The organism is Thiohalomonas denitrificans (assembly GCF_900102855.1).
In the GTDB taxonomy this organism is placed as follows: Bacteria; Pseudomonadota; Gammaproteobacteria; order Thiohalomonadales; family Thiohalomonadaceae; genus Thiohalomonas; species Thiohalomonas denitrificans.
This window is the reverse complement of sequence record NZ_FMWD01000008.1, coordinates 18,303-42,851: the sequence shown is the minus strand read 5'-3', so window position 1 is coordinate 42,851 and position 24,549 is coordinate 18,303. Positions and strand designations below refer to the sequence as shown.

Below are 24,549 nucleotides of genomic sequence, written 5' to 3'. Positions count from 1 at the left end.
TCAGTCCAGTTGCAGCTCTTGACGCGGATCGGCACGAAGGGAAATGCCCGCCAGGGCGGTTTCGGAAAAGGTCCGCCGCTCGCCCTGGCGACGTTCGACGCCCCCCCAGTACCGTAGTCGCCAATTGAGCGCCCGCCGCTCATTACCGGCGGCCCGGTGATGGAACTCCCGCACACTCACCCGGTAGCCGTGCAACCCCCGTTTAGCCATGAACCGCTTCGCATAGTGGCCGGCGAGCCGGGAAGTCAACGCGACGCGTCCGTAGCGACCGACACACCCGTTACGGTCCTGAAGCTGGACGATCCTGGCTGAACGAATCATCCAAGGGGGAAGAAAGGCGCTGCGCCGGAATGCCGTGCGCAAACCGCCCGAATCGATACCGGGGGGGAGGTAACCGACAAAAAGCTCCATGCTCGCACTCCCTTTGACACGAATCCCTGTTTTTGCCTGGTGGGGCACAGGCCGAGAAGCAAGCCCGTGCAAGCCCGTGTCGAAAGCATAGAACGGACTCGGGTTCAGCGATAGGCTTCCGCAAGCGACACGTACTGCGCCGCCTGATAGGTGAACCGCTCACGCTCTTCCGTCGAAAGCACCCGCCCCCGGCGAACCGGACTCCCCAGCCAGAGGTAACCACCCTCGAGGTCCCGTCCGGGCGGGACCAGACTCCCCGCCGCCAGCAGTGCACCGGAACGCACGACTGCACCGTCGAGGACGATCGCGCCCATGCCGATGAGACAGCGATCCTCGACCGTGCATCCATGCAGCGTGACATTATGGCCGACGGTCACCTCATCCCCGACGCGACAGGGGAACCCGCCGGGCGCCTGGTCGTGATCATGGGTGACATGCAGGACCGTACCATCCTGAATACTGGTGCGGGCGCCTACGTGGATGGCATTGACATCGCCCCGCAGCACGACACCCGGCCAGATGGAGCTCTGCGGTCCGATCGTCACATTACCGATCACGACGGCCGCCTCATCCACGTAGGCCGTGGCATCGATGGCCGGGGTGAAGTCGCGAAACACTCGAATCATGGCTTTCGCTCCCCGAATGGCTCAGCAGAAAGACGCGGAAATTTGCCTCGAAAGAGGCTCCCCCGCTCACCACATGCGGTAAAGATTACGCTGCACACGCCCCTGCGGTGATCCTCAGCGCATCGTCACCAGCTCTTCGGAACTGGTGGGATGAATGGCAACGGTGTCATCAAAGTCCTTCTTGGTGGCGCCCATGCGAATCGCAACGGCAAAGCCCTGGAGCATTTCGTCGACCCCATGCCCGATCATGTGGCAACCCACGACCTTTTCCTGCGCACCGACACAGACCAGCTTCATGGCGGTCTGGGTCTTGTGCTCCGTAAGAGCGTGATACATGGGTGTGAAGCGGGTCTGATAAATCTTGACCGCTTCCCCGTGAATCTCCCGGGCCTCGGTTTCGGTCAGCCCCACGGTCCCGATGGGGGGATGGCTGAATACCACGCTGGGGATATTTTCGTAATCCAGGCGGCGCTCGCTCTGCCCACCGAAGAGCCGGTCACACAACCGACGTGCTGCAGCGATCGCTACCGGGGTGAGCTGGGCACGGCCGGTGGCGTCACCGACCGCATAGACTCCCGGCACCCGGGTGTTCTGAAACTCATCGGTAGGGATACAACCATCCTCCAGTTCGATCCCCGCGGCTTCCAGGTTGAGAGTGCCGGTCAGAGGCCGGCGACCGACCGCCCAGATCAAGGCATCAAAGCCGGTCAGCTCATGTCCGCCAGTGCAGTGAACATTCAACTTGCCGTCCTCGCCCTTCTCCATGGATTCCACCTGGGTGTAGGAGAGGATGTTCACGCCGGCGTTCACCATCTCCTCCATCAGCCCCTCCCGCACGACTGCATCAAAACCGCGCAGGAAACCGCTGGATCGCACCAGCAGATCGACTTCGCTGCCCAGCGAGCGCAGCAGACCGGCAACTTCCACGCCGATATAGCCGCCACCCACGACCGCTACCCGCCCGGGCTGCTCTTTGAGGGCGAAGAAACCATCGGAAGTAATACCGTGCTCGGCGCCCGGGACGGGCGGCACGATGGGTTCGCCGCCCGGCGCAACAACGATGTGGTCAGCACTGTACTGCTCGCCGTTAACCTCCACCGTATGGGCATCCACGAAACGCGCCTCGCCTCTGATGACATCCACATTGGAATCGGCCAGGTAGGTGGTATACCAGTCGTTGATCCCCTGGATGAAACGGTCCCGGGACTCCACCAGCTGCGTCCAGTCGAAGTCGTTGACCACCACATCGAAGCCGTAGCCGCGCGCATCCGCCAGGGCATGGGAGATGGCAGCGGCGCTCCACATCACTTTCTTGGGAACACAGCCGACGTTGACGCAGGTACCCCCGAGCCGGGCCTTTTCGATTACGGCGGCCTTTTTGCCGTAGAGAGCGGCACGTTCAGCGGCGGAGAGCCCGCCGGAACCGGCACCGATGGCGATGAGGTCGTAGTGTTTGGGCATTGACTTTTCCCCGTTTTCTTCTTGAGTTCTAAAGGCTTGGGCAGGTCGAATTGTAGCAATTCGGCGCTTGCGGAGGGTATCAGTCTTCGGCACCGCCAAAGCAATACTTGACTAAAACGGTGCGCGACTCTAACCTGAGCACGTAACTCAGATATTGATCGACCCCCTGCAGTTACACCCCCAATTTGGGAAGGCTCCCTCGCCTTCCCTTTTTTTTGCCCAAAATCCGAAACCGCTTTTCAGACGTCGTCTTCCTGCGCGGATACTTCGATACGGCGCAGCTGCTCCCGCAGCGTCATGATGTGTTCATCCCAGTAGGTCCCCGACTCGAACCAGGGGAACGCCCGCGGAAAGGCGGGATCGTCCCAGCGACGCGCCAGCCAGCCGGCATAGTTGAGAATACGAAGCGCCCGCAGGGGTTCGATGAGCCGCAACTCGCGAAAATCGAAGTCATGGAACTCCTCATAACCGGCGAGGACATCGAACATCTGCTCGCGCAGCTCGATCCCCTCCCCCGAGACCAGCATCCACAGATCCTGTATCGCCGGACCATTACGGCTATCGTCCAGGTCGACGAAGTGGGCGCCGGCTTCCGTCCAGAGGATATTGCCGGGGTGACAGTCGCCGTGAAGACGCTGAATACCCAGGTCGGAGATCGATGCGAAGGCCGCCTCGATGCTCTCCAGTAGCTCCTTCGCCAGCTGTTCGTATTGACTGCGGTGCTCCGGCGGAAGCCAGTCATTCTCCAGGAGCCAGGACACCGCCGATCGCCCCAATTCCGGCCCGATGCCGGGTCGCTCCCGAAAGGTTCGCGTTGCCCCCACGGCATGGATCCGGCCCAGTAAACGACCGATCCGGAATCGCACCTCGGCATCATCCAGTTCCGGTGCCCGGCCGCCGCGCCGGGGAAACAGCGCATACCGGAACCCGCCCTGCCGATGCAGCGTTTCACCCTCCTCTCCGGCCAGCGGCGCCACCACCGGGATCTCCCGCTCCGCCAGTTCGAGGGTAAAGGCATGCTCTTCCAGAATGGCGGCATCCGACCAGCGGTCGGGGCGATAGAACTTCGCCACCAGGAAGCTGCCATCGTCGAGGGCGATCTGGTAGACGCGGTTTTCGTAACTGTTGAGCGCCAGCAGCCCGCCCGTAGGCAGATAACCGACGGCCTCGATTGCATCGAGAATCGTTTCCGGAGTCAGTGAATCGTAGGGATGGGACAAAACGCATCCTATGGGTGAGTGAGTTAAAATGGTTCCTTGTAAGCCTACGCCTTGCACCCGATGCTGACATGTAACCGGGGCATGGAGTAGCCCTTTCGTCCATTTTTCGAATCCGCCACTGCTAACCGAGGAGCACCATGCCCAATCCGCTGCTGGAGATGACCGGTCTGCCGCCCTTTCAGGACATCCGTCCCGAACACGCCGAACCCGCTGTCGATACGGTTCTGACCGAAAATCGCGCCACCCTCGAGTCCCTGCTCTCTTCCGGCGGCCCCTACGGCTGGAACAATCTGGTCGAGCCGCTCGAGGCGATGGAAGATCGCCTGGGGCGGGTATTTTCGCCCATCAGCCACATGAACGCGGTGGTCAATTCCGAGCCTCTGCGGGAGGCCTACAACAACTGCCGCAGCAAGATCAGCACCTATCACACCGAACTTGGCCAGAATGCAGAGCTGTTCCGTGCCTTCACAGCGATTGCCGAAGGTCCGGAATACCAGCAGCTGGACACCGCACAGCGCAAGGTCATCGATGATGCCCTGCGAGACTTCCGCCTTACCGGTATCGACCTGCCGGGAGACAAGCAGGAGCGTTTCAAGGCCGTCAGCCAGGAGCTTTCGCGGCTGACCTCGCGCTTTGATGAAAACCTGCTGGACGCCACCCACGGCTGGCAGAAATCCCTGGCCGATGAAGAGCGGCTGGCGGGACTCCCCGAATCGGCCAAAGGGCTACTGCGCCAGTATGCCGAGCGCGAGGGACTGGAAGGCTGGCTGGTCACCCTGGAGTTCCCCTCCTATTTCGCCGTCATGACCCACGCCGACGACCGTCCACTACGGGAGGAGATCTACCAGGCATTCAGCACCCGCGCCTCGGATCGCGGCCCCCGGGCCGGCCAGTGGGACAACAGCGAAATCATGGAGGAGATCCTGCGTCTGCGTCACGAGCAGGCGGAACTACTCGGCTTTGCCAACTATGCCGAACGTTCCCTGGCCACCAAGATGGCCGAATCACCCCGGCAGGTGGTGAATTTTCTCCGTGACCTGGCCAGCCGTTCCGTTGCCCTGGCCCGCCATGAACTGGACGAACTCACCACCTTCGCCCGTGAACGCGACGGACTCGAGTCGCTCCAGGCCTGGGATATCGGTTACTACGCCGAAAAACTGCGGCAGGCACGTTACGACTTCTCACAGGAGGAGCTGAAGCCCTACTTTCCCGCCGAACGCGTGGTACCCGGCATGTTTTCAGTGGTGAAGCGCCTCTACGGCATCGACATCCGCGAGGTGAAGGGCGTACCGGTCTGGCATGAGGATGTGCGCTTTTACGAGATACGGGACAACGAGGATCAACCGCGCGGCGGCTTTTATCTGGATCTCTATGCCCGACCCCACAAACGCGGCGGCGCCTGGATGGACGAGTGCATCAGCCGGCGCCGGCTCGAGGACGGCACCATCCAGAATCCGGTCGCCTTTCTCACCTGCAATTTCGCACCGCCGGTGGGCGAGGACCCCGCACTGCTCACCCACGACGAGCTCACCACCCTGTTCCACGAGTTCGGCCACGGACTGCACCACATGCTCACGCGGGTGGATTACGCCGATGTCTCCGGCATCAACGGCGTGCCCTGGGACGCGGTGGAACTGCCCAGCCAGTTCATGGAAAACTGGTGCTGGGAGCGGGAGGCGATAGACCTATTCGCCGCCCATTACCGCACCGGGGAACCGTTGCCGGAGGCGCTGTTCGATAAGCTGAAGGCGTCGCGCAACTTCAATGTGGGGATGTTCATGGTACGGCAACTGGAATTCAGCCTGTTCGACTTCCGCCTGCACCTGGAGTATGACCCTGCCCGGGGTGGGCGTATCCAGGAGGTGCTCGACGATGTCCGGGCCGAGGTGGCCGTCGTCCGCCCGCCCGAATACAATCGCTTTCAGCACGGCTTTGCACATATCTTTTCCGGGGGATACGCCGCCGGTTACTACAGCTACAAGTGGGCCGAAGTGCTGTCGGCGGATGCCTTCTCACGCTTCGAAGAAGAGGGAATCTTCAACCGCGAGACCGGAGCCGCCTTTCTCGAAGCCATCCTGGAGCAGGGGGGCGCCCGTGACCCGATGGAGCTTTTCATGGAATTCCGTGGCCGCAAACCGCAAATTGATGCACTGTTGCGACACAGCGGAATCGCCGCTTGATGGTTCATTATCACTGCCTTGAACCACTGAGCACACAGAGAAACGTACTACAATGATTCGACTTGCAAGGCACTCCGTGTGCCCTCCGTGAACCACCGATGAAAATCGCCAGCTGGAATGTCAATTCGCTGCGCGTGCGGCTGCCGCATGTGCTCGACTGGCTGGAACGGCACCAGCCCGATTTCCTGGCCCTCCAGGAGATCAAGGCAATGGACGACGAATGCCCCATCGACGCGCTGCGTGCGGCGGGATACCACACTCTCGTCTCCGGCCAGAAGAGCTACAACGGTGTCGCCATTCTCAGCCGTGAGGCCGCCGAGGGAGAGGTCATCCGCGACCTGCCGGGCTTTGACGACCCCGCCCGGCGGGTGCTCGCCGCCGACTACAGCACCCTGCGGCTCATCAATCTCTACGTGCCGAACGGCCAGCAGGTCAATTCCGACAAATACCGCTACAAGCTCGAGTGGCTGGAACACCTCACGGCCTGGCTGAAGGAGGAGTTGAGGCGCCGGGAAAACGTCGTGGTGGTGGGCGATTTCAACATCGCGCCGGAGCCGCGGGACGTGTACGACCCCGAGTTGTGGGAGGGCCGCGTGCTGTTCTCGGAGCCCGAACGGGCCGCCTTCCGGGGACTTTTGCAACTGGGCCTTGCCGATACCTTCCGGCTGTTTCAGCAGGAGGAGGGCAGCTTCAGCTGGTGGGACTACCGTATGGGTGCCTTCCGCCGCAACCGCGGGCTGCGTATCGACCACATCCTGGCCAGTCCCGCCCTCTGCGAACGCTGCATCGCCAGCGGCATCGACGCCGGGCCGCGGCGTCTCGAACGCCCCTCCGACCATGCCCCGGTGGTTGCCGAATTCCGGGTCTGAAAAGGCAGAGCGGTGGATGCAGCAGCCGTTTCACAGGGGCACGCGCTGGTGCCGAGCATCCCTATGAACCAGCAACTCCCCGAACCGCAGGGTGCAGATATCGGCCGCAGACACCGGGGTCCGGACACGAACTGAGCGCCTCGCGAAATCGATGGCATCGACAATCCCCAGTCCGAGGGTATCATCCCGTTGATCGCCCAGCCCGCACAGGCGCTCAACCTCGAAGCCGGGATTCAGGCGCCGGGACTTGCGGGGCAACACCACCCCCGGAGGTGCCACCACCACCAGCCCTTCCGCTGTCCGCTCCGCCCAGACAGCGCCGGGAAACCACTCCTGCCGACCGGCGAACAGCGGCATTTCCCTCAGGACCGTCCTTTCGAGATCCAGAGTGATACTTTTCGCACCCCTGAAATACGCCCGAAAGCGTTCCTCCCGCGCCCACCGGCGGGCACGATCGGACCTCGACCGCGCCTTCGGCGAGACCGCAAGTCGAAGTACCGGCAAGTGGCGATTACCCTGTAGCAGAGGCTCCAGTTCATCCTCCCGCTGCAGGGCGATTAGCAGATCAGGGCGTACCGCATGGATAAGCTGATCCTTGAGGGCGCGTCCCGGGCCCTGCACCAGGCCGGTGGTATCGACGACCACCACATCCGCCTCGGCACGGTCCGCCAAATCGCGAGTCGCGGTGACCAGGGAGAGAAAGTGGCCCATCGGGTTCACCGCACCGACGAAGTGCAGGGCCGCGAGCGTGGCGTCCGCCAGAGCCTGTCCCGGTTGGGGATAGGCCAACGTCACGCTGGCGGACGGCCCGACATCTTTCTGACCGATATCGGCATCGACGAAAGCCACCCTCCGCCCCTCCAGCGTCCGGCACAACCAGCTGCAATAGGTGCTCTTTCCCCGACCCGACGCCCCCAGCACCAGCACGCGACGGAATCCCGCGCGCGCAATCCGCCGCGCCGATTGGCACCAGCCGTCAGGGATATCGATGTCAGGAGATAGCGGCACGATGAACGGGTATTAGTGCGCCGGTGCCCCTGTGGTGGACACCGGCGCGGGTCAGCGCCGACGGAAACGAGCCCCACGGCCATTTTGGTACACCGGCCGGGCCTGTAAAGGCCCGGACCGGTGCATGGCAAGGCCGGTCATGGAAACCAACGGTACCGCACCCATAGTCACCTCCGAGGCGAGGCGCCTGCTGTTCGCCATGTCGGATGACGCCCAGCCAATACACCCTGCCAGCGGGCGGTGAACAGCACGGCCATTCCAGTAACTTGTGAGTGCCGTGCTGCACAGTGGCGATGCGGTACTTCCGGCCTCGCTCCACGAGCTTCCCTGCGTTTCCCGGCAAGGCCTCATCCTCTTACCTTCCGGTACTCGGCGACTTCCCTGTCGCCGCTGCCGCGGATTCGACCCGCCGACGCTGCCCTTATCCCCAAGGTATAAGACCGACCTTACAAGTCAAGCATCAAACCGGACTTTTCGGGAGGAACCCTCAAGGCCCGTGAGGGTCCCTTATGTTACGATCACACGAGATTGGCCGGGTTTGGCCTCAATTCACCGACCCAAAGGTAAGTTTAATGCAGATTGCAGAGCAAAAGGTCGTCACTATCGATTACACGCTGACGGACGATCAGGGCACCGTCATCGACCAATCCGAAGGCGGCAAGTTCGCCTACCTTCATGGTGCCCGCAACATCATCCCGGGTCTGGAAAAGGCCCTGGAAGGAAAGGGCGCCGGTGATGCGGTCAAGGTCGAAGTCAGTCCGGAACAGGGTTACGGTCCCCGCGACGACAACCTGCAGCAGCAGGTGCCGCGCGACATGTTCGGTGAGCACGAGCCGCAGCCGGGCATGCAGTTCAATGCGCAGACTCCGGACGGCCAGACGATCACTGTCACTGTGGTCAAGGCCGAAGGTGACCAGGTCACCATCGATGCCAACCATCCGCTGGCCGGCGTCAACCTCAACTTCGACGTGCAGGTCGTGGAGGTTCGCGACGCCACTGAAGAAGAGCAGGCCCACGGCCACGTGCACGGAGCCGGCGGTCACGATCACTGATCCCGCCCAGATCCCGTAATCCGACGGGATACAGCCGCAGCTCGCAGGATCCACGCTCATCCTGCGACTGCGGCTTTTTCATGTCAGGCGTGCGGCAGTGAAATGCCCCGCACTTTCTTGAAGGTCGCCACGGCATAGGTGTCGGTCATGCCGGCGATAAAATCCGTGATTCCGAGCAGACGCTGATACGGATCGGCAGCCGGCTCACCCCCTTCACCCAGGAACTGGGCCGGCACCAGCTCCAGCAGTTTCCGGGCCCGGCGCGACGGCTTCGGGCGAGTCGCCACCTCGTGGGCGGCACCGGCGAAAACATCGAGCAGCCCGCCCAGCACCTCAAACCCCGCAGCCTCGATCTCTACCACCGGTCGCGCGGTGTAGATATGGCTGATGGCGAAACGCTTGATCGACTCCAGCGCATCGGCCTGGGGGATCTCACCAACCAGCTCCCGATCGAATTCGCCGCGGAGAATAGCCTCCTCCTGGTCCAAGAAGGCCCGGGCGGTCGCGTTGACCAGGCTACCGATACCGGCGGCACGCAGGTATTCGACCCTCCGCTTCGGCTCCGCGATACCGCTCAGGCGTTCACTCAGATCCCGATCGACAAGGGCCGAGAGATGATCGATGGCGGTGCTGTAATCGATACAGCCCTGCCGGAAACCATCCTCGAAATCGATGATGTGGTAGCTGATGTCATCGGCAGCCTCCACGAGGAAGGCGAGCGGATGCCGATCCCAGGCGGCGCCCGGGACCCGCTCCCGCAAACCGGTGGCTTCGGCAACTTCGACGAAGAACGGCTCCTCGGCATGGAAGAAGCCGTGCTTTTTGCCGCTAATTCCATCCTGACGAGACTCAAGCCCGGAGCGGCACGGGTATTTGGTAAACGCCGCCAGTACCGCATGGGTAAGCCGCAGGCCCGGATTGTCGGGACTCTGCAGGCGGGTGAGAATCCGGAAACCCTGGGCATTGCCCTCGAATCGCAACAGATCCGCACGCTGCTGTTCGCCCAACGGCTCCAGCAGCCTCTGCCCCGGCGGCTCCTGCTCGAACCAGTGACGGATAGCATCTTCGCCGGAGTGACCGAAAGGTGGGTTGCCGATGTCGTGGGCCAGACAGGCGGCGGCCACGATGGCGCCGAAGTCAGCCGGTTGAACCGTGTCGATCCCGTATTTGGCAGTAATCACTTCGCCCACCTGCGTACCGAGGCTGCGGCCGATACAGGAGACCTCGATGGAGTGCGTCAAGCGGGTGCGGACATAATCGCTGTCCGCCAGCGGAAACACTTGCGTCTTGTCCTGCAGACGCCGAAAGGCCGACGAGAAGACAATGCGATCGTGGTCGACCTGAAAATCGGTACGGATCCGCCCGGGTTCGGCGGTGCGGGCATCCCCCAGACGCCGGTTGGAGAGAAGGCGGAGCCACTGTTCGCAGTTGTTCATAGCGCAGTATCCATATCGCTTCAGAGGGGGTAATCGGCTTGCGATGATCGCCACGGAGAACAGAGGGCTCTCGCCTCCTCCGTGCACTCAACGGTCAATCTTCTGAAGGCGGGATCTCCTGGACGAGCACCCAGGGGGCGGTGACCACCGCCCAAAACTCGGCGCTGCGTTCGTACCAGCCCGCGGCCTCCGCCCCCGATGGGTGGGCCACCCGACCGCTGGCGAGCCACTCTTCCAGGACCACCTTGTCGTCCCTGACCATGCGAGCGGCGACCTCCACCAGGTCGAGATCCGCATCGACCCGGATCATCACGCCACGGGCAAAATGGCGCTCCAGCTCGGCCCATCCGATCCTGGCGGTCTCGGCATTGAGCCTGGCACGGGTTTCATCGAGGGATTCGGCTGATTCCATATCGGATGCGTACTCGGAGGTTGAGTTCGAGCACCATTTTCGCACACCGGCCAAGCGATGGCTGCATCGGTTTCAGCAGAAAGCCGGGATCGATGCTAGCTTTATTGGACTATCAAAGCGCACCAGCTGGTGGCAGTAGCGGTCGGCCAACACGAGACGATCGCCGGGAGGGCCGGAACAAATGGCCCGAACCCACCGTTGTTGGAATCTCGGAAACGCACGTAACCATCAGCCGAATGTGCCACATCCAGTGGATGTCGTCTGGTAACGAAAATGGACGCCCGCTTTCGGACGTCAAGGAGGGATTATGATCATGAGTGGAAAGGCGGGTCCCGACGAGAAACCCCGGCAATTGATGCCGAAACGTTATCGATTTAGCGTGGATCGGGTAGAGAAAGCGGATGCACCGGACGGCGACAATAACCGACCCTGGCACCGCTACGTACTAGTGAGTGAATGCACGGAGATCACCGGTTTCTGTACCGGTAACAGCGAAGAGGTGCAGGCCCACGCCCGTCAAGTCGCTGAGGAACTCAATACCCGCAACGGCTCGGCACCGGGAGGTTGGACTTCACGGCAAATGCAGGCCTGAGGCCCACCGATCGGTTACCCAAAGAAAAAGGCCCCGCAAGCGGGGCCTTTTTCGGGTCCGTGTCGTGGCTCAGGCCGCGTTCACGTTGGCCGCGGCCGGACCTTTCGGGGTGTCCTGCACCTCGAAGGTGACCCTCTGGCCTTCGTTCAGGGTTCGGAAACCCGCCCCCTGGATAGCGGAGAAGTGTACAAACACGTCTTTACCGCCGTCCTCCGGAGTAATGAAACCGAAGCCCTTACTTTCATTGAACCACTTGACCGTTCCTGTAATCACGGTAATCCACCTCTTAAAACTGACAATACTTTTTACTGCGTGCGGCCACCCCTGGAAGAACGATGCGGGAGTTTCAACTGAATGTTCAGGAGTGACTACCGAATACGACTACAGGAAGGAGACTACACACACAACTAAGCATACGCCCAGTTTGTTTGGTTCGCCAGTCGTCGGCTCAATTTTTTTGTCACCCCGCCATGGCGGATTCAAACGACATCAAATCAACCCTCGACAGCCACCAAAACAGACTCTGCTACTGCATGCTAACTTCATCTCCGACCATAATCGGCCGGGTACGTATAAAGACCCGTTAGTCCGGTGAAGGTTCCCGGGTCACTTTCGTGCTGCCGCGTCGATGGCGCCGGTACCCGACCCGGAACCCGACAGAGTGCCGGAGTCGGGGTCACTCCTGGTAACCGAGCGCAGCCAGCCCCTCTTCCAGGTAGTCGGAGACCATGGGGGTGGAAAAGAGGATATCCGCGGTGTTGTCGGCGTAGAGGTCGCGGCCCTGCTCAAGGGCCTCTTCCCACTCTTCCGGAGCGAAGTCGCCCCGGCCGACCCACATGAGTGCCATCAGCGTAACCTGCTGGTCGGGCTCCAGATCGTCGATTAGCGTGCGCCCCTCTTCGAGCACCGTGTCCTCGTCGTGGCCGGCGACTACCTGCATCGCCCATTCCGCGTCATCCGAGGGGATCGTCTGTTCATCGGGGAACACGACGCTGTCCTGCGCCTGGAATTCCCGTGCGCGCTCAATAACCGCGCGTACGATATCGGGGTTGAGTTCGATCATGGCATCATCCTCCGAAGGGCACGCGTTCAGACTACTGCAGATCCATCAGCGGGGACAGCGGTAGACCGCAAACGTCTGGCGGCCCGATTCAATCTCGCTGATCGGCATGACGGCATTGGCCTCCAGATCCTGTGCCGCGCTGTTGCGGGCCAGGGTGATTAACTCTTTCCGGACCTTTTCGGCACTGCGCTTGATGCCCGCTACCCGATCCATGAGGGAGACGGTGGTTTTTCCCACCGCTTCGCAATCCCGGGCTTCCGCTTCAGAAGTAAGCAGCCGCACCTCTTCCGCTTCGGGAGTCAGGGATACCCAACTGCACCCTGACAGAAGCACAACGGCCAAGGCTATCGAGATACCTCTAGCATGAAACTCACCGTGCATAAGCATGAACCCGGATTATTAACCGCAAAACCGAAAGGACGCAAAGAAACCGCTTTCAGCGTCCGGCGAAACCGGCAGAGGTCCAACCACCGTAAATTAAAGCCACAGAGATTAAAGCCCACAGAAAGTAAAGTAAGATCGGCAAATGAGCGCCAATCCGCCAATTGCCTTGATCACCCTTCACGCCGGGTTTCACCACTCATCCCTTGCCCTGCGCTCCATCGCCGCCTGCTGTCGGGATGAACCCTTCTATACGGATATTCGGCTGTTCGAGTCCACTGTCAAGGCCGACCCGAACCAGGTCATCGACGAGATTGCGGCATCGGCGCCCCGACTGGCGGGCTTTTCCACGTACCTGTGGAACATCGATCTCTGCCTCGCCCTGGCCGAAGCACTCAAGGCCCGTTCTCCGAATACCAGCATCGTCTTCGGAGGACCCGAAGCGGGTCCTCGCGGAGAGGAACTGCTGGCAACACGGCCGGCGGTGGACTTTATCATTGAGGGGGAGGGGGAATTCGCCTTTCGGGACCTCGCACGGGTCCTGCTACGAAACGAAGGGCGACTCGACGCCGTCTCCGGGCTCCTATGGCGCGAAGAAAACCGGATGCGGCGCAACCCCATCCGCCCGGTTCCCCCGGAAGAGCTGATCTCGCCCTATACCGAAGGGCTGCTGGATGCCGACAAGCCGCTCATTTACTGGGAGACCTCGAGGGGCTGCCCGTTCCGTTGCAGCTTCTGCACCAGTGCCGGCGATCAGCTTCGCACCCTGCCCGACAGCCGCATCGAGGCCGAACTGGAGGTGCTCGGCCGTCTCGAGCACAAGACGGTCAAGCTGCTGGACCGCAGCTTTCATCTGGGGGCCAAGCGAACGCTCCGGCTACTGAAACGGTTTCTCGACACACCCGACTCGCTACGCTTTCACCTGGAGCTCAACCCGGATCGGATTACACCCGAAGCCATGGCGCTGTTCGAATCGGCCCCGCCGGGGAAATTCCAGTTCGAGATCGGGCTGCAGACGCTGGATGACGGGGTCCTCGACCGGATCGAGCGGCGCATGGATGTGCCCAAAGGTACGGAAAACATCCGCCAGCTGGTAGCCATGAACCGCCATCCGGTACACCTGGACCTGATCGTCGGCCTGCCGGATGAGGATGCCGAGCAGTGCCGCACTTCGATGGACCGGGTGTTCAATCTGGGAGCTGATCACCTGCAACTGGGAACCCTCAAACTGCTGCCCGGCACCGCCCTGCGTCACCAGGCCTCACAGTACGATTACCGCTTCGATCCGGATCCGCCCTACGAGGTACACAGTCACCGAAGCCTGGGCGCCGATGCGCTGAATCGCTTCAAGCACTATGCGGAACTGATTGAACGGCTATGGAATTCGGGCCTGCTGCGCCACACGCTCACCTGGTGGGTGCCCACTCACTTTCATCACCGCGTCAGCCGGCTATTGGATGTCCTGCTGGAGATCGCCCCGGATCTGGCTCACCGTCCGCCGCCCCACCGGATGTTCAACGCCGTCGCCACCCTCCTCGAACCGCACGCCGGCAAGGACCCCGTTCTGAGACAACTCTTTGCCTGGGACTATGGCCACTTTGCCCTGCCCGGCAGGCAGGCGCCCGCTGTGGTACATGAAGCCATCACCTGGCACGCCGTCGATGTCGGCGGCCGCCGCAAACACCGGCCGGTCTACACTCTCGGCGAGCGTGCCTGCGAGGTGGTCAACAAACGGCGCCGGGAGCCACTCGCCAGCGGCCGTTATGCCCTCTGGCCCCGCAAACACCTCAAGGGACGACCGGCGACCAGAATCCGCATCCAGGATACCTGTCCGAGAGTAGCAAAGGGCTCCAAAATGTAGGTTGGCGCTGAGGAACGAAGCCCGACAAAATCAGTGTTGGGTTCCTATAACTCATCCCGACCCACAAAAAACGATGGTTCTCGGACAAGCTCCCGGGGCCTGTGCCGGAGGGGTTACCGCGGGCTGGTTAACGACACCTCAACGGCCAGGCCGTGCCGCCCCCGCCACCCGTACTCACCGCTTAGCCCAGACGGCGGCCAGCGCATCGGCCTCCTGCTGCACCCAGGCGGCGCCGTAGTAGCGGATCAGCGGACGCAGGCCCCTTCGCATTACCTCTACAACCTGGCTCCGGCCGGTGAGCCTGCCGAGGCGGGCGAGCTCGCCATCGGGACGTTTTTGCAGGATCTTGGCGATAAGGACGTTACGTTCCGTGTCGCCCATCAGTCCGGCAGCTGCAGGATCCGCCAGTGCGGTGACCAGCAGCGACCAGACCGCGGCAATCCGTTCCTCGAACACTCCCCGACCAAAGGTGCACGCAATCAGATCGCGCCAGTCTTCCTCGTCCAGTTCCGGTGAGCGCGGTTCTCCGGCGCGGAACAGCTGCGCCGCCAGCTCCGGCTCAAGGTCCCGCACCGGATCGGCGAGCAGGTGCGGCAGCTGCCGCTGGAATCGCGTCCGGGCGAGCTCCGTGAGCGCCTGGCCCTCGGCGCTCAACGGATGCAGGACCAGGGCCGAGTGTTCACCGCTCGCGGCGCCGCGCTTGAGGGAGATGCGTACCGGCCGGAAACCGCTCCGCTCCCAAAACCGCAGCAGCTCCTCGCCGGCGCCGAAGCTTGAACCGATGAAATCGCAGGACTCTACCCGCGCCTGTTCTCGAACGATTTCAACCAGACGCGTCCCCAGTCCACGGCCCCGGGCCTCAGGATGGACGGCAATACGCATAATGCGGGCACTACGAAGCCGGGGGGCCTGTTCGAGCCCCAGATGCGCGGCCAGCGACTCCGGCAGCAAATGACCATGGGGACGGATGCGCCCCTCCCGGACGCCCCGGGCTGTATCGGCATCGAATCCCCCCTCTTCGGCCACAAGGGCCGTAGCCACCACGTGCCCCTCCCGGCGCATAACCCACACCGTCAGGTTGGGGCCGTCCAGCAGGTGGCGCAGGTCGAGGGGGCGGGTACGGTAGTGAGCAAGGACCAGCAGCCCGAACAGCTCCGACAGGCTCACCTCGTCATTCAGCAGGGTCTCCCGCGCGACCCATTCCACGGTGCAACTGTCCGGTTGCGCCTCCCGCGCCACGCTGTCGGGGGCGGCAGCCGCATCCAGTAACAGCGCCCGAAACACAAACCGCTCAATCGGGTCGCCCTCGGCCCAACGAATCGGCTGACTCAGGTGCAGCGCCTTCCAGTGGGGTGTTTTTTGTTCGAGCACGCGATTGAAGCGCACCGCAAAGCCACGGCCGGTGCCCTCGTAACCATGCACCGTGGTGGCAAAGGCGATACGGGAGTAGTGCTCGAGCAGCTGCTTGAGAAGCGGCGCCGGAATGGCTGCGGCTTCGTCCACCAGCAGCAGATTGGCAGGGCGTGGTGCCAGGGTCAGTTCATCGGGCGGGGCGAATTCGATGCAGGCTCCCTGGTACTCCACCCGACTGCGGGAGAAGTGCGCTTCGGGCAACAACCGGCGGGCGTGCTCGAACACCGGTGCCACCGAATCCAGCCGCGGACCGGTAACGACGATGCGCTCGACGCCCCTCTCCAGCAGCCGGGCGGCCGCGATGCCCAGTGCCGCCGATTTACCCCGGCCCCGATCCGAGGTCAGCACTGCCGGTCGCCGGCGATGCCCGGTCACTACCCGAATCACCGCTTCGACCGCCCGGGCCTGATCGGCGGTTCGGCAGACGGCATCCGGTGCCATTTCGGTGGGAGCACTCACTTCGCCTGGCGGTGGCAACGGAAGCGGCTTTCCCTGCTCGACGATGCTAAACCCGGGCGCCTCTCCCAGTATCCTGACAAAGCGCGACACAAACCGCCCGGTCACCGCTTCCGGCGCCAAAGGATACACGGTGATGCGGCGCTGTTCCGGATCGGGAAACTGCGGCCACTTCTCGAGCGGAGGAGTCAGCAGCACCAGTAGCCCGCCGCCGCGGAGAGTACCCGACGCGGCCCCGAGGGCATCCACGTCAAAGCCGCTGAACAGATCCATCACCACCAGGGTGAATTCGCGGCCGAGCACGCTTCCCGCCCGGTCCGACGGCACGGCTTCGACACCGGCCGGGGCCCCCTGGCCCACCCACAACACGGCATCGTCGGCCATGACGGCTTCCGCCCGGCCGCGGCTCCAGTCGGGATCGCCGGCCAGCACCAGACCGCGCCGGTGGCCGGAAGATTCGGCATCCTCCCGCAGACGGTTGGCCAGTGCGGCGACAGCGCCGGGATCGGGTGATTTCATGGTTTCCTGCAAGACGTCAATGGTTGTCACCACCAGCACAGAGTGGACCTGCCCGGAAAAATGGGGATCCGTGGTGGTAGTCACCTGTATCCGAGATTGTCCTCCAGTCGGGGTTCGCGTGGAAGCGGCAAGACTTTTACCATAAAGAAAGCTTCACAATGGCAAAGGCCCATGAGCGACACCCTTATCCAGCCCGGGACCCTGTGGGAGAGCATCCTTGACCGCAGCGAGGCGGCGATCGCCGCCGGCAAACTGCACACCATAGCGACACGGCGCACTCGCATCGAGGACGGCGGCATGCGCTTCAGTATCCGTATTGCCGAGAACCTCCGGCGCAAGGCCGAGGAGACGGCCGGCCGGGAAACCCGCGAACGCGCCGACCCCTTCCTGCCGCCCGAAGCGGAATTGACGGCGGGGGATATCTCTGCGAGCCATCGCGCCGTACTCAACAAGTTCAATGTGGTCGAACATCACCTGCTGATCGTCACCCGTGAGTTCGAGGAGCAGGAACAGGTGCTGAACCGGGCGGACTTCGAGGCATTGTGGATGGCGATGCGGGAGTACCCGGCGCTGGGATTCTATAACGGCGGCACCATCGCCGGTGCCAGCCAGCGCCACAAGCACTTGCAGGCCGTCCCCCTTTCCGCATTCGAGGGGGCCCCGGCGCTTCCGGTCGACCCGCTGCTGGAATCGTCGCCGGCCGAACCTTCTATAGCGTCGGGACTGCCGTTTCGTCACTGTGCAGCACGCCTCGATCCGGAACAATTCCGGTCACCCTCCCGGGCGGCGCTTGTCACCTACGGCCTTTATCGGGAAATGCTCGAACAGCTTGGCTTGCCGCCCCTCACCCGGGAAGGCACGGAGTTCCAGTCCGGGCCCTACAACCTGCTAATGACCCGCGAATGGCTGATGGTGGTACCGCGCCGCTGTGAACACTGGGACGCCATCTCCATCAATGCGCTGGGATTCGCCGGTTCGCTATTCGTGCAGAACCAGGCAGAGTTGGAGAAGATCCGGGAGGCGGGACCGATGACACTGCTAAAATCCGCAGCCGGTTAGCCCGGCCAATCCGCTCTTCAGGGATGCGCTGCGGCACGGGCGCTGATCAGGCCCGCCCGACGTTGGTATCGTGGGGCGAATGGTAGTAATCGCTCTCCTGCGCATACCGTTCAATCAGTCGCTTGAGTTCCTTCATGCGGTCATCGGCGGTACTGAGAGAGGCGCAGTCCTCGCAGTGGGGATCACCGCACGGCTGACGCGAGTGAAGCCAGTAGTGGACGACGCCAGCCAGCAGGCCGTCGGCGATCTCCCACAAATCGGCCTCCCGGTCCGCGTTTGCTATCCGGTTACCAAGTTCTACAACCTGGCTTGCGGCCTCATCCAACGGGTTCGACTCAGAATCCATAGTGCGTCTCTCGGGTTTGGGGCGATTTAAACATTTTCGGTTTTTCAGTGCCCACTGCTCCTCCAGGCTTCCCCCTTTCAACCGCAAACTCCGGCAGGTCCGAACGATGCCGTAATCCGGTTAAAAGGACCGGCAATCCATCACACATTCACAGGAATTTCAGGCTTTCCATGACAACCACCGTCTGCCGTTTTACCATGCAGCAGCCGATTATCGCCAATGAAGGCATCCTGATGGACTTGAAGAAACTCGCAAAACGCGCCTTTTGGACACTGGTGTTTCTATTCCCGTTTTTTTGGCTGGTATTCACCGACGAGGGCCAGCGCTTTGGAGACGTGCTCCTTCTCAAGCTGACCGGACGCGAAGAGGTACGTATCAACTTCGATGAACTCTACCCCTCCGTCACCGAGGCCCAGCTGGGTCAGGTCTGGCCGGATCTGGAGTTCCAATGCCAGGATCAGGCGAGCGCATTTGGCTCGCGCCTGTGCGCCACCGATATCGCAGCCTTTAACAAGATCCCCTCTCGCTACGTAACCTTCTTTTTCGCCGATGAAAGGCTACAGGCCATGAAAATCGGCTACCAGCGTGCATACCATGGCGCCATTACGGCCCATCTGGACGGTATGCTGGGCGCACCCATGATGTCATCCCGAACCGATGGTGATGGCGTCTATCAGTGGCGGGCCGGAGGTGGCATCGTTGTCATGCCGCAGGAAAAGCTGGGCAAGAACGACGAGCCCGCCCTGCTCTGGCTGGCAAAGTCCGGGTAGAGCGGCCCCTGCCCGGGCTTACCCGTACCAGGGCTCACAGTTTCCCGGCGTCTGGCCGGCACGGGGACGCCCCTTGCCCGCCTCGATCCCCGCCTTCCAGTCGGCCACGAAGTGTTCGATGGACTCGATGAAATCGGGGTCGTGTTCTTCACGGTTGATGGTGCAGTGAATCACCACCTCCTTGCTGCCGCTGGGTCCGGCGGTAACGGTCCACTGCAAGGCATTGGGGCAGGTAGGCAACGTGAAACGCACACCGTCGCGAATCATTTCACGATGGATGCGGAACTGTCCCCAGAGGCTGTAGATTTCCCCCTTTTCTCCCTGGCTCGCAATGACCTTGTCGATCGATGCGCACCAGTCCGGCAGGTTGTTGATGCACACGTAGCGTTGCAGATCGGCATCCCGCATGAGCGTCGACGCCCTGGCGATGAACTCCATCCACTCTCTCCGCTGGCTGATGTGGTTTGCTGATCGGCCCTCGCCGATCGGCGTTCTGGTGTACTACCGCCAAGGCTGCTCTCACCCCGTCCTGCCGACAATGATCAACATCAATTCCAGCCTGCCCGAATTGCGTTGAAGCGTCAGAATGTCACGATGCACCCTGTTCTAGTGAACGACCTCCACCTCGGAGCGTTCGCAGATGCGCCAGCCCTGCTGAAGCGCATTCTCAACCAGAAACTCGGGGGAATAGTCGTAGGTGGCGTCGGTACAGGGGGTTTCGTCATCCACCCGGCACTTGAACGACTCATCTTCGGGGTTCCAGACAACGAACGTAAGGGGGCCCGAGTACCAGCGGCGCTCTATCAGTTCCTCACCGAGTTCCGGCGCCTCGGTCACTTCGAGCTGGTAGTAAAGACAGGTGTAGTCGGTAAGCTTTTCCGGGTCGTGCCAGACCCTTTTTTCAACGTGACAGCGGTTCATCTGGCCGCAGATCTCCTGTATCCGGAACCGGCTGCAAGCCCATTCCCGAGTGGCCCATAAGGGAGGAATCCGGGAACACTAGCACCTTCAGGGGAATCCGTGCACCCCTGCCGAGCCAGTCCAGACCTCCACACCCGGTACAGTCGAGGGCTACATCCAGGCTTCGGTTTCGGGCAGAAAGTGCGCCACTCCCTCCAGTACTCCCGCACTGTAGTTGCCGTTCATCTGATGGAAGCCGCCACGGGCGACGTAGAGCCGCTCCTGGAGCCCCTGCGCTCGCAGGGCCCGACTCGCCTCGCTCACCACTTCCGGGTGGGCATTGCGAACCAGAACGGACTGTAGCCGGCCGCTGGTGACCACCGGCAGATCGTTGCCGCTATCACCGGCAAAAACGGTTCGGGTCGGGTCGAAGCCGCGACGGGCCATCAGAAACTCCACCGCGTGCAGTTTGGTGGCGGAAGCCGGCAAGACATCAAGCAGGCCGACGTCGGCCGCCTCGTCGACACTCCAGACCAGGCTGGCGCGCACATCCTTTGCCGCCAGGCGACTTTGCATTTCCGCCAGAAGCTCATCATGTGCCAGTCCGGATGGGGTGTAGTAACTGAGCTTGAAAGTGTTCTGTTTTTCCGGCTCCTGCAGACGCAGGAGATCAAGATCGGCAAACAGGGCTGCCAGGTCGTCGTGGCCGGCACCGGCCCAGTCCGGAGCGATGTGCTCCGCCCATTCCCGCCAGGGCCGCCATTCGTCACCATGGATCTCGTACAGGGTCGTGCCGACATCGCCGATGGCGAAATCGGGAGGGGGGATGACGTAATCGGCGATCGCCTGTCGCAACAGCGAATGGTGACGGCCGCTGACGTAGGCCAGCGTCAGCTCTGGCCGGGCGGCCAGCCTCCTCAACCGCGGCCGCGCCTCTGCCGACTCCGGCGCGACACCGTTGGGAAGAAGAGTCCGATCCAGATCACTGCACAGAAGAATGGCGGTGGTCATAGGTAATTGGGTATATGGCAGAAAATTGGTAAGAATCAATCAAAGGCGAGGATTCTTGCGCAGATCCTTGTTGCGACCGTGCTTCTTCTTGCTTTCAATTCTCCGCCTCTGCGAGCCTTTGGTCGGTTTGGTGGGCCGCCGCTTTTTCCGGGTGGCTACCGCGCTCTGGATCAGCATCCGCAACCGTTCCAGGGCCGCCTCGCGATTCTTGTCCTGACTGCGGTGCTCCTGGGATTTGATGACAATGATGCCGTCCCGGGTAATCCGCTGGTCGGACAGTGCCAGCAATCGCTCCTTGCAGGCCTCCGGCAATGAGGAGAGCCGGACATCGAAGCGCAGATGCACGGCCGAGGATACCTTGTTGACGTTCTGCCCACCCGCACCCTGCGAGCGGATTGCGCTCAGCTCAATCTCGGCGTCGGGAATGGCGATCTGTCGGGATATCTGCAGCATTGGAATCCTGGTAATTGGAACAATTTAGCATCGGCTTTGACCCGCCATATTGCCCGAATATCCCTCTCCGTTCAGGTCTGTGTAGCGGGAGTCAGGCCAGCCTTCTTCGAGGCATTGGCCAGCCATCGATCAAAGGCCGCGGGCGACAGCGGATGGCTGATGTAAAAACCCTGGAACCGGTCGCAGGCAAGTTCCGCCAGGGCATCACGGGTAGCATCGTCTTCCACTCCCTCAGCAACCACCACCAACCCAAGGGTATGGGCCAAGCCGATGGTGGAGGCAACGATGCTGGCATCATTCTCGTTGCGGCACATGTCCGCCACGAAGCTGCGATCCACCTTGAGTTCCCGCACCGGCAAACGCTTCAGATAATCCAGCGAGGAATAACCGGTTCCGAAGTCGTCAACAGAAAGCGGACATCCCATCACCGCGAACCGATTCAATACCTCGAGCGCCTGCTCCGCATCGTGCATGATAGCGCTTTCGGTCAACTCGAGGGTCAATTGGTCGGGTGCACGAGTCGTTTGCTCGATCAATTCCGCGACGTGATCGGGTAGCGCCTCATCCTGCAGATCATGGGCGGAAAGATTGACGCACATCACAAGGTCGAAGCCCTGCCGGAACCAGATGGCCTGCTGGGCGAGCGCCCGCTTCAGCACCCAGCGAGTCAATGCCTTGACGACACCGGTCTGCTCCGCAATGGGGATGAATTCGGCAGGCGAGATCGGACCCCACTGCGGATGGGTCCAGCGCACCAGGGCCTCGGCGGCGACCACCCGGTTTTCCTTCATGGACACCTGCGGCTGATAGTACAGTTCGAGTCTGTCCTCCTCGATGGCCTGGCGCAGATCGCCAAGCAGAGTCAGCCGCCGCGTGCTGTGCGGGTCCAGACTGCTGTCGTAGACGGCATAGTTTTCCCGGCGGCGTTTCGCCTGACGCATGGCGACGTCGGCGCGACGCAACAGCGTAACCGCATCCCCTGCATCATCCGGACAGGCAGCGATCCCGATGTTGGCCAGCATATCCAGCGAAATGTCATTGACGTAGAACGTCGGCGAAAGGGTGTGCCGAATCATCGTCACCACATCCGCGGCACCGGTCCTCCCTGGTGCCGGCAAGGCAACTGCAAACTCGTCACCGCCGGCACGGGCCACCACCAGCGCATCCGGAAGGCCCTGTTCAAGGCGTTCCGCCACCTGGCGGAGCAGGGTATCGCCGGTTTCGTGGCCAAGGGTCACATTGATCTCATTGACACGCTGGATGTTGAGCAAGGCCAGTATGAAACGCTTTCCCTCCCCGGTGGCAACATTGACCGCGCGGGAGAGTTGCTCATCGAGGGACTTGCGGTTGGGCAGCCCGGTCAGGGTGTCATAAAAAGCGGAGCGCTCCAGCGCCCGGAGATGGTCCTCATGCAGTTGCATCCGGGCCCCACTCTCCTCGGTGACACGCTGGCGCCACTCTTTCATCTGCCGTTCGGCGCGGGCCAGCGAAATAAAAAACAGGACAAACAGCATCGGGCCTACCAACAACGATGCGGCGACCATGTAGCCGAACACGGCATAGCTCTTTGCTGCACGGACGGTAATGTCACGCACCAGCAGCAGCCGACCCACCTCGCGCCGGCCGGCATCCTGCAGCGGTATCGTCCCGGCAATGAATTGGCCGTTGCTCAGGGAGAGACGCTCGGTCGAATCCGGCTGCGATCGAAGCCGGACGGTGAGGTTGCGGAGCACCGCCGGAGGCAGCATCAAACCCGTTTCGGAGACCAGGACCTCGTCGTCCAGAAGATCCCACCGGGGCTTGCGGTCCAGCATCTGCAGACCGTCCTCCCAGTCGGCGTGGGCAAGATAGCCCTTTTCGATAAGTACCCCGATCTCCAAATCGAACAACCGGTTCAGCCGGGGGATCAGCCCCCCGATCTCCTTTCCCACCTCGAGGTAACCCAACAACTCACCGTCATGACGCCAGGGCAGAACCCCCCGCAGGGTGAAAGTCCCCAGCGGCCCCAGTTCCGGTCCGTAGGCGGGTTCACCGCTTTGCTCTGCCGACTTGGCCGTAAAGCGGTCAATGACATCACCAAAGCGGCCGGGCCGATGGACCCGCAGGAAATTCACCCGATCCGCGTCATGGAAATAGAAGTGGGTGATGCGGTATCGCTCCCGCAGGCGATCGAAAAGGGGGCTGGCCAGTTCCTGCAAACGTTCCCGATCACGGGCAGCGAATGCCCGTGCCAGCGCCTTATCCTCCGCCACCAGGTCGAGTGTTACCGCCAACTGTCCAGCGTGGTCATCGACGAAAGAGCGATAGACCTTACCGAGGGTCTGGCGTGTATCGACAAAATCCTGCTGGATATGGGAGGACTCCTCGCGATAGATGCTGAACAACAGCACCGCCAAAAGGACCAGCCCTCCCAGGACAAACGGCAGCAGCACGGTTTTTTTCAGGTTGACGACGGTATCGTCCATCGAGGCCTTTCCTGGAAAAAATGATCGAAGTGCTAACGATCATTATTTGCTTAACCGTACCACCTGAACGGCTCGATCGGCACGGTGGTCTCCAAGTTCCCCAGCCAGATCTGGCCGTCCTGAACAGTACACTGCAGGCGCATGCTTCTCTCCTCCAGTGCGACCAAACCGTCAGTAACGGACGGTGCCAGACTGAAGACCTGCAGATTGTCAAAACGCGTGATTCGGTTGTGGGTGCGCTCCCACCACAATTCGGCCGCATGCCCGCCATAGGCATAGATCACCACTTGTCCGGCCCGGTTGCAGCCCTTGCGGATGCGTCGTTCATCCGGCTGGCCCACATCGATCCAGGTTTCGATCTCGCCGGACAGACTCTTCGCCCACATTGCCGGCTCGTCATCGGCACAGAGCCCCTTGGTAAACTCCAGCCGCTCTTCAGCGTGCAGGGCAAATACCAGCAGCCGCACCATCAGACGTTCGCTGGTCTCCGAGGGATGCCGGGCCAGCGTCAGATGGTGAGTGGCATAATAGCCGCGGTCCATGTCGGCGATGGCCAGCTCGGCCTTGTAGATGGTTGCAGTCAGG

Annotated in this window: 24 protein-coding genes and 1 pseudogene; 7 read left to right on the top strand and 18 right to left on the bottom strand. The window is 61.9% G+C overall.

The annotated features are described in order from the left end of the window. From BLP65_RS12850 to BLP65_RS12835, 4 genes are all read right to left on the bottom strand, one after another. Nucleotides 1-411, bottom strand: a complete 411-nt coding sequence (locus BLP65_RS12850; protein ID WP_092997950.1) for an RNA recognition motif domain-containing protein — start codon at nucleotides 409-411, stop codon at nucleotides 1-3. Between the two features lie 104 nt (nucleotides 412-515). Beyond that, nucleotides 516-1,037: a gamma carbonic anhydrase family protein gene (locus BLP65_RS12845; RefSeq protein ID WP_092997947.1), complete on the bottom strand. Its 522-nt coding sequence runs from the start codon at nucleotides 1,035-1,037 to the stop codon at nucleotides 516-518. A gap of 114 nt (nucleotides 1,038-1,151) precedes the next feature. After that, nucleotides 1,152-2,498 (bottom strand): glutathione-disulfide reductase, encoded by a 1,347-nt coding sequence (gene gorA / locus BLP65_RS12840; RefSeq protein WP_092997944.1) that lies wholly within the window; start codon nucleotides 2,496-2,498, stop codon nucleotides 1,152-1,154. 239 nt (nucleotides 2,499-2,737) lie between these two features. Next, the gene (locus BLP65_RS12835; protein ID WP_092997941.1) at nucleotides 2,738-3,718 is read right to left on the bottom strand and encodes a serine/threonine protein kinase; all 981 of its coding nucleotides are present in this window, start codon (nucleotides 3,716-3,718) and stop codon (nucleotides 2,738-2,740) included. Between the two features lie 137 nt (nucleotides 3,719-3,855). On the opposite strand from BLP65_RS12835, the gene prlC reads away from it, so the two are divergent. Continuing rightward, a complete protein-coding gene (gene prlC, locus BLP65_RS12830; RefSeq protein WP_092997938.1) occupies nucleotides 3,856-5,898 on the top strand; it encodes an oligopeptidase A in 2,043 nt (680 codons plus the stop codon). A 98-nt stretch (nucleotides 5,899-5,996) separates the two neighbouring features. Beyond that, entirely contained in the window at nucleotides 5,997-6,767 is a 771-nt protein-coding gene (gene xth, locus BLP65_RS12825) for an exodeoxyribonuclease III (RefSeq protein WP_092997935.1), read from the top strand. Between the two features lie 30 nt (nucleotides 6,768-6,797). On the opposite strand, the gene BLP65_RS12820 is transcribed toward xth, so the two are convergent. Further along, complete coding sequence (locus BLP65_RS12820) at nucleotides 6,798-7,775, bottom strand: Clp1/GlmU family protein (protein ID WP_175452569.1); 978 nt, start codon at nucleotides 7,773-7,775, stop codon at nucleotides 6,798-6,800. Between the two features lie 572 nt (nucleotides 7,776-8,347). Here BLP65_RS12820 and BLP65_RS12815 point away from each other — a divergent pair. Further along, the gene (locus BLP65_RS12815) at nucleotides 8,348-8,827 is read left to right on the top strand and encodes an FKBP-type peptidyl-prolyl cis-trans isomerase (protein ID WP_092997929.1); all 480 of its coding nucleotides are present in this window, start codon (nucleotides 8,348-8,350) and stop codon (nucleotides 8,825-8,827) included. A gap of 83 nt (nucleotides 8,828-8,910) precedes the next feature. Here BLP65_RS12815 and BLP65_RS12810 read toward each other — a convergent pair whose 3' ends face one another. Further along, nucleotides 8,911-10,263, bottom strand: a complete 1,353-nt coding sequence (locus tag BLP65_RS12810) for a deoxyguanosinetriphosphate triphosphohydrolase (protein WP_092997926.1) — start codon at nucleotides 10,261-10,263, stop codon at nucleotides 8,911-8,913. Between the two features lie 94 nt (nucleotides 10,264-10,357). Continuing rightward, nucleotides 10,358-10,675 carry a DUF2288 domain-containing protein gene (locus tag BLP65_RS12805; protein ID WP_092997923.1) on the bottom strand — a complete coding sequence of 106 codons (318 nt, stop codon included), beginning with the start codon at nucleotides 10,673-10,675 and terminating at the stop codon, nucleotides 10,358-10,360. A 307-nt stretch (nucleotides 10,676-10,982) separates the two neighbouring features. Between BLP65_RS12805 and BLP65_RS12800 the strand changes: the two genes are divergently transcribed. Then, nucleotides 10,983-11,267: a hypothetical protein gene (locus tag BLP65_RS12800; RefSeq protein WP_092997920.1), complete on the top strand. Its 285-nt coding sequence runs from the start codon at nucleotides 10,983-10,985 to the stop codon at nucleotides 11,265-11,267. A gap of 69 nt (nucleotides 11,268-11,336) precedes the next feature. On the opposite strand, the gene cspE is transcribed toward BLP65_RS12800, so the two are convergent. From cspE to BLP65_RS12785, 3 genes are all read right to left on the bottom strand, one after another. After that, on the bottom strand, nucleotides 11,337-11,540 hold the full coding sequence (gene cspE, locus BLP65_RS12795; protein ID WP_092997917.1) for a transcription antiterminator/RNA stability regulator CspE: 204 nt from the start codon (nucleotides 11,538-11,540) through the stop codon (nucleotides 11,337-11,339). Nucleotides 11,541-11,943: 403 nt separating this feature from the next. Next, nucleotides 11,944-12,330 (bottom strand): DUF3775 domain-containing protein, encoded by a 387-nt coding sequence (locus BLP65_RS12790; RefSeq protein ID WP_092997914.1) that lies wholly within the window; start codon nucleotides 12,328-12,330, stop codon nucleotides 11,944-11,946. Nucleotides 12,331-12,375: 45 nt separating this feature from the next. Next, nucleotides 12,376-12,663, bottom strand: coding sequence for a DUF4156 domain-containing protein (locus tag BLP65_RS12785; RefSeq protein ID WP_245688333.1), 288 nt, complete (start codon nucleotides 12,661-12,663; stop codon nucleotides 12,376-12,378). A 193-nt stretch (nucleotides 12,664-12,856) separates the two neighbouring features. Between BLP65_RS12785 and BLP65_RS12780 the strand changes: the two genes are divergently transcribed. Continuing rightward, a complete protein-coding gene (locus tag BLP65_RS12780) occupies nucleotides 12,857-14,572 on the top strand; it encodes a B12-binding domain-containing radical SAM protein (protein ID WP_092997908.1) in 1,716 nt (571 codons plus the stop codon). Between the two features lie 174 nt (nucleotides 14,573-14,746). On the opposite strand, the gene BLP65_RS12775 is transcribed toward BLP65_RS12780, so the two are convergent. Beyond that, nucleotides 14,747-17,044, bottom strand: a complete 2,298-nt coding sequence (locus BLP65_RS12775; protein ID WP_245688327.1) for a tRNA(Met) cytidine acetyltransferase TmcA — start codon at nucleotides 17,042-17,044, stop codon at nucleotides 14,747-14,749. A gap of 87 nt (nucleotides 17,045-17,131) precedes the next feature. Between BLP65_RS12775 and BLP65_RS12770 the strand changes: the two genes are divergently transcribed. After that, nucleotides 17,132-18,019 (top strand): ATP adenylyltransferase family protein, encoded by an 888-nt coding sequence (locus BLP65_RS12770; RefSeq protein WP_175452567.1) that lies wholly within the window; start codon nucleotides 17,132-17,134, stop codon nucleotides 18,017-18,019. A 46-nt stretch (nucleotides 18,020-18,065) separates the two neighbouring features. Here the strand turns inward: BLP65_RS12770 and BLP65_RS12765 are convergent, their stop codons facing one another. Beyond that, nucleotides 18,066-18,365: a hypothetical protein gene (locus BLP65_RS12765; RefSeq protein ID WP_092997902.1), complete on the bottom strand. Its 300-nt coding sequence runs from the start codon at nucleotides 18,363-18,365 to the stop codon at nucleotides 18,066-18,068. A gap of 170 nt (nucleotides 18,366-18,535) precedes the next feature. Here BLP65_RS12765 and BLP65_RS12760 point away from each other — a divergent pair, with 170 nt between their 5' ends. Beyond that, complete coding sequence (locus BLP65_RS12760) at nucleotides 18,536-19,135, top strand: hypothetical protein (RefSeq protein WP_092997899.1); 600 nt, start codon at nucleotides 18,536-18,538, stop codon at nucleotides 19,133-19,135. Between the two features lie 18 nt (nucleotides 19,136-19,153). Here the strand turns inward: BLP65_RS12760 and BLP65_RS12755 are convergent, their stop codons facing one another. From BLP65_RS12755 to BLP65_RS12730, 6 genes and pseudogenes are all read right to left on the bottom strand, one after another. Continuing rightward, complete coding sequence (locus tag BLP65_RS12755; protein ID WP_092997896.1) at nucleotides 19,154-19,573, bottom strand: hypothetical protein; 420 nt, start codon at nucleotides 19,571-19,573, stop codon at nucleotides 19,154-19,156. Nucleotides 19,574-19,741: 168 nt separating this feature from the next. Next, on the bottom strand, nucleotides 19,742-20,056 hold the full coding sequence (locus BLP65_RS12750) for a hypothetical protein (RefSeq protein WP_092997893.1): 315 nt from the start codon (nucleotides 20,054-20,056) through the stop codon (nucleotides 19,742-19,744). A 153-nt stretch (nucleotides 20,057-20,209) separates the two neighbouring features. Next, nucleotides 20,210-21,046 (bottom strand): annotated as a pseudogene (locus tag BLP65_RS12745) (HAD-IIB family hydrolase); the annotation flags it as partial. A gap of 39 nt (nucleotides 21,047-21,085) precedes the next feature. Further along, entirely contained in the window at nucleotides 21,086-21,499 is a 414-nt protein-coding gene (gene arfB / locus BLP65_RS12740) for an alternative ribosome rescue aminoacyl-tRNA hydrolase ArfB (RefSeq protein ID WP_092997890.1), read from the bottom strand. A 71-nt stretch (nucleotides 21,500-21,570) separates the two neighbouring features. Next, a complete protein-coding gene (locus BLP65_RS12735; RefSeq protein WP_092997887.1) occupies nucleotides 21,571-23,964 on the bottom strand; it encodes a putative bifunctional diguanylate cyclase/phosphodiesterase in 2,394 nt (797 codons plus the stop codon). Between the two features lie 50 nt (nucleotides 23,965-24,014). After that, nucleotides 24,015-24,548 carry a YaeQ family protein gene (locus BLP65_RS12730; protein ID WP_281180226.1) on the bottom strand — a complete coding sequence of 178 codons (534 nt, stop codon included), beginning with the start codon at nucleotides 24,546-24,548 and terminating at the stop codon, nucleotides 24,015-24,017. Nucleotide 24,549: the final 1 nt, after the last annotated feature.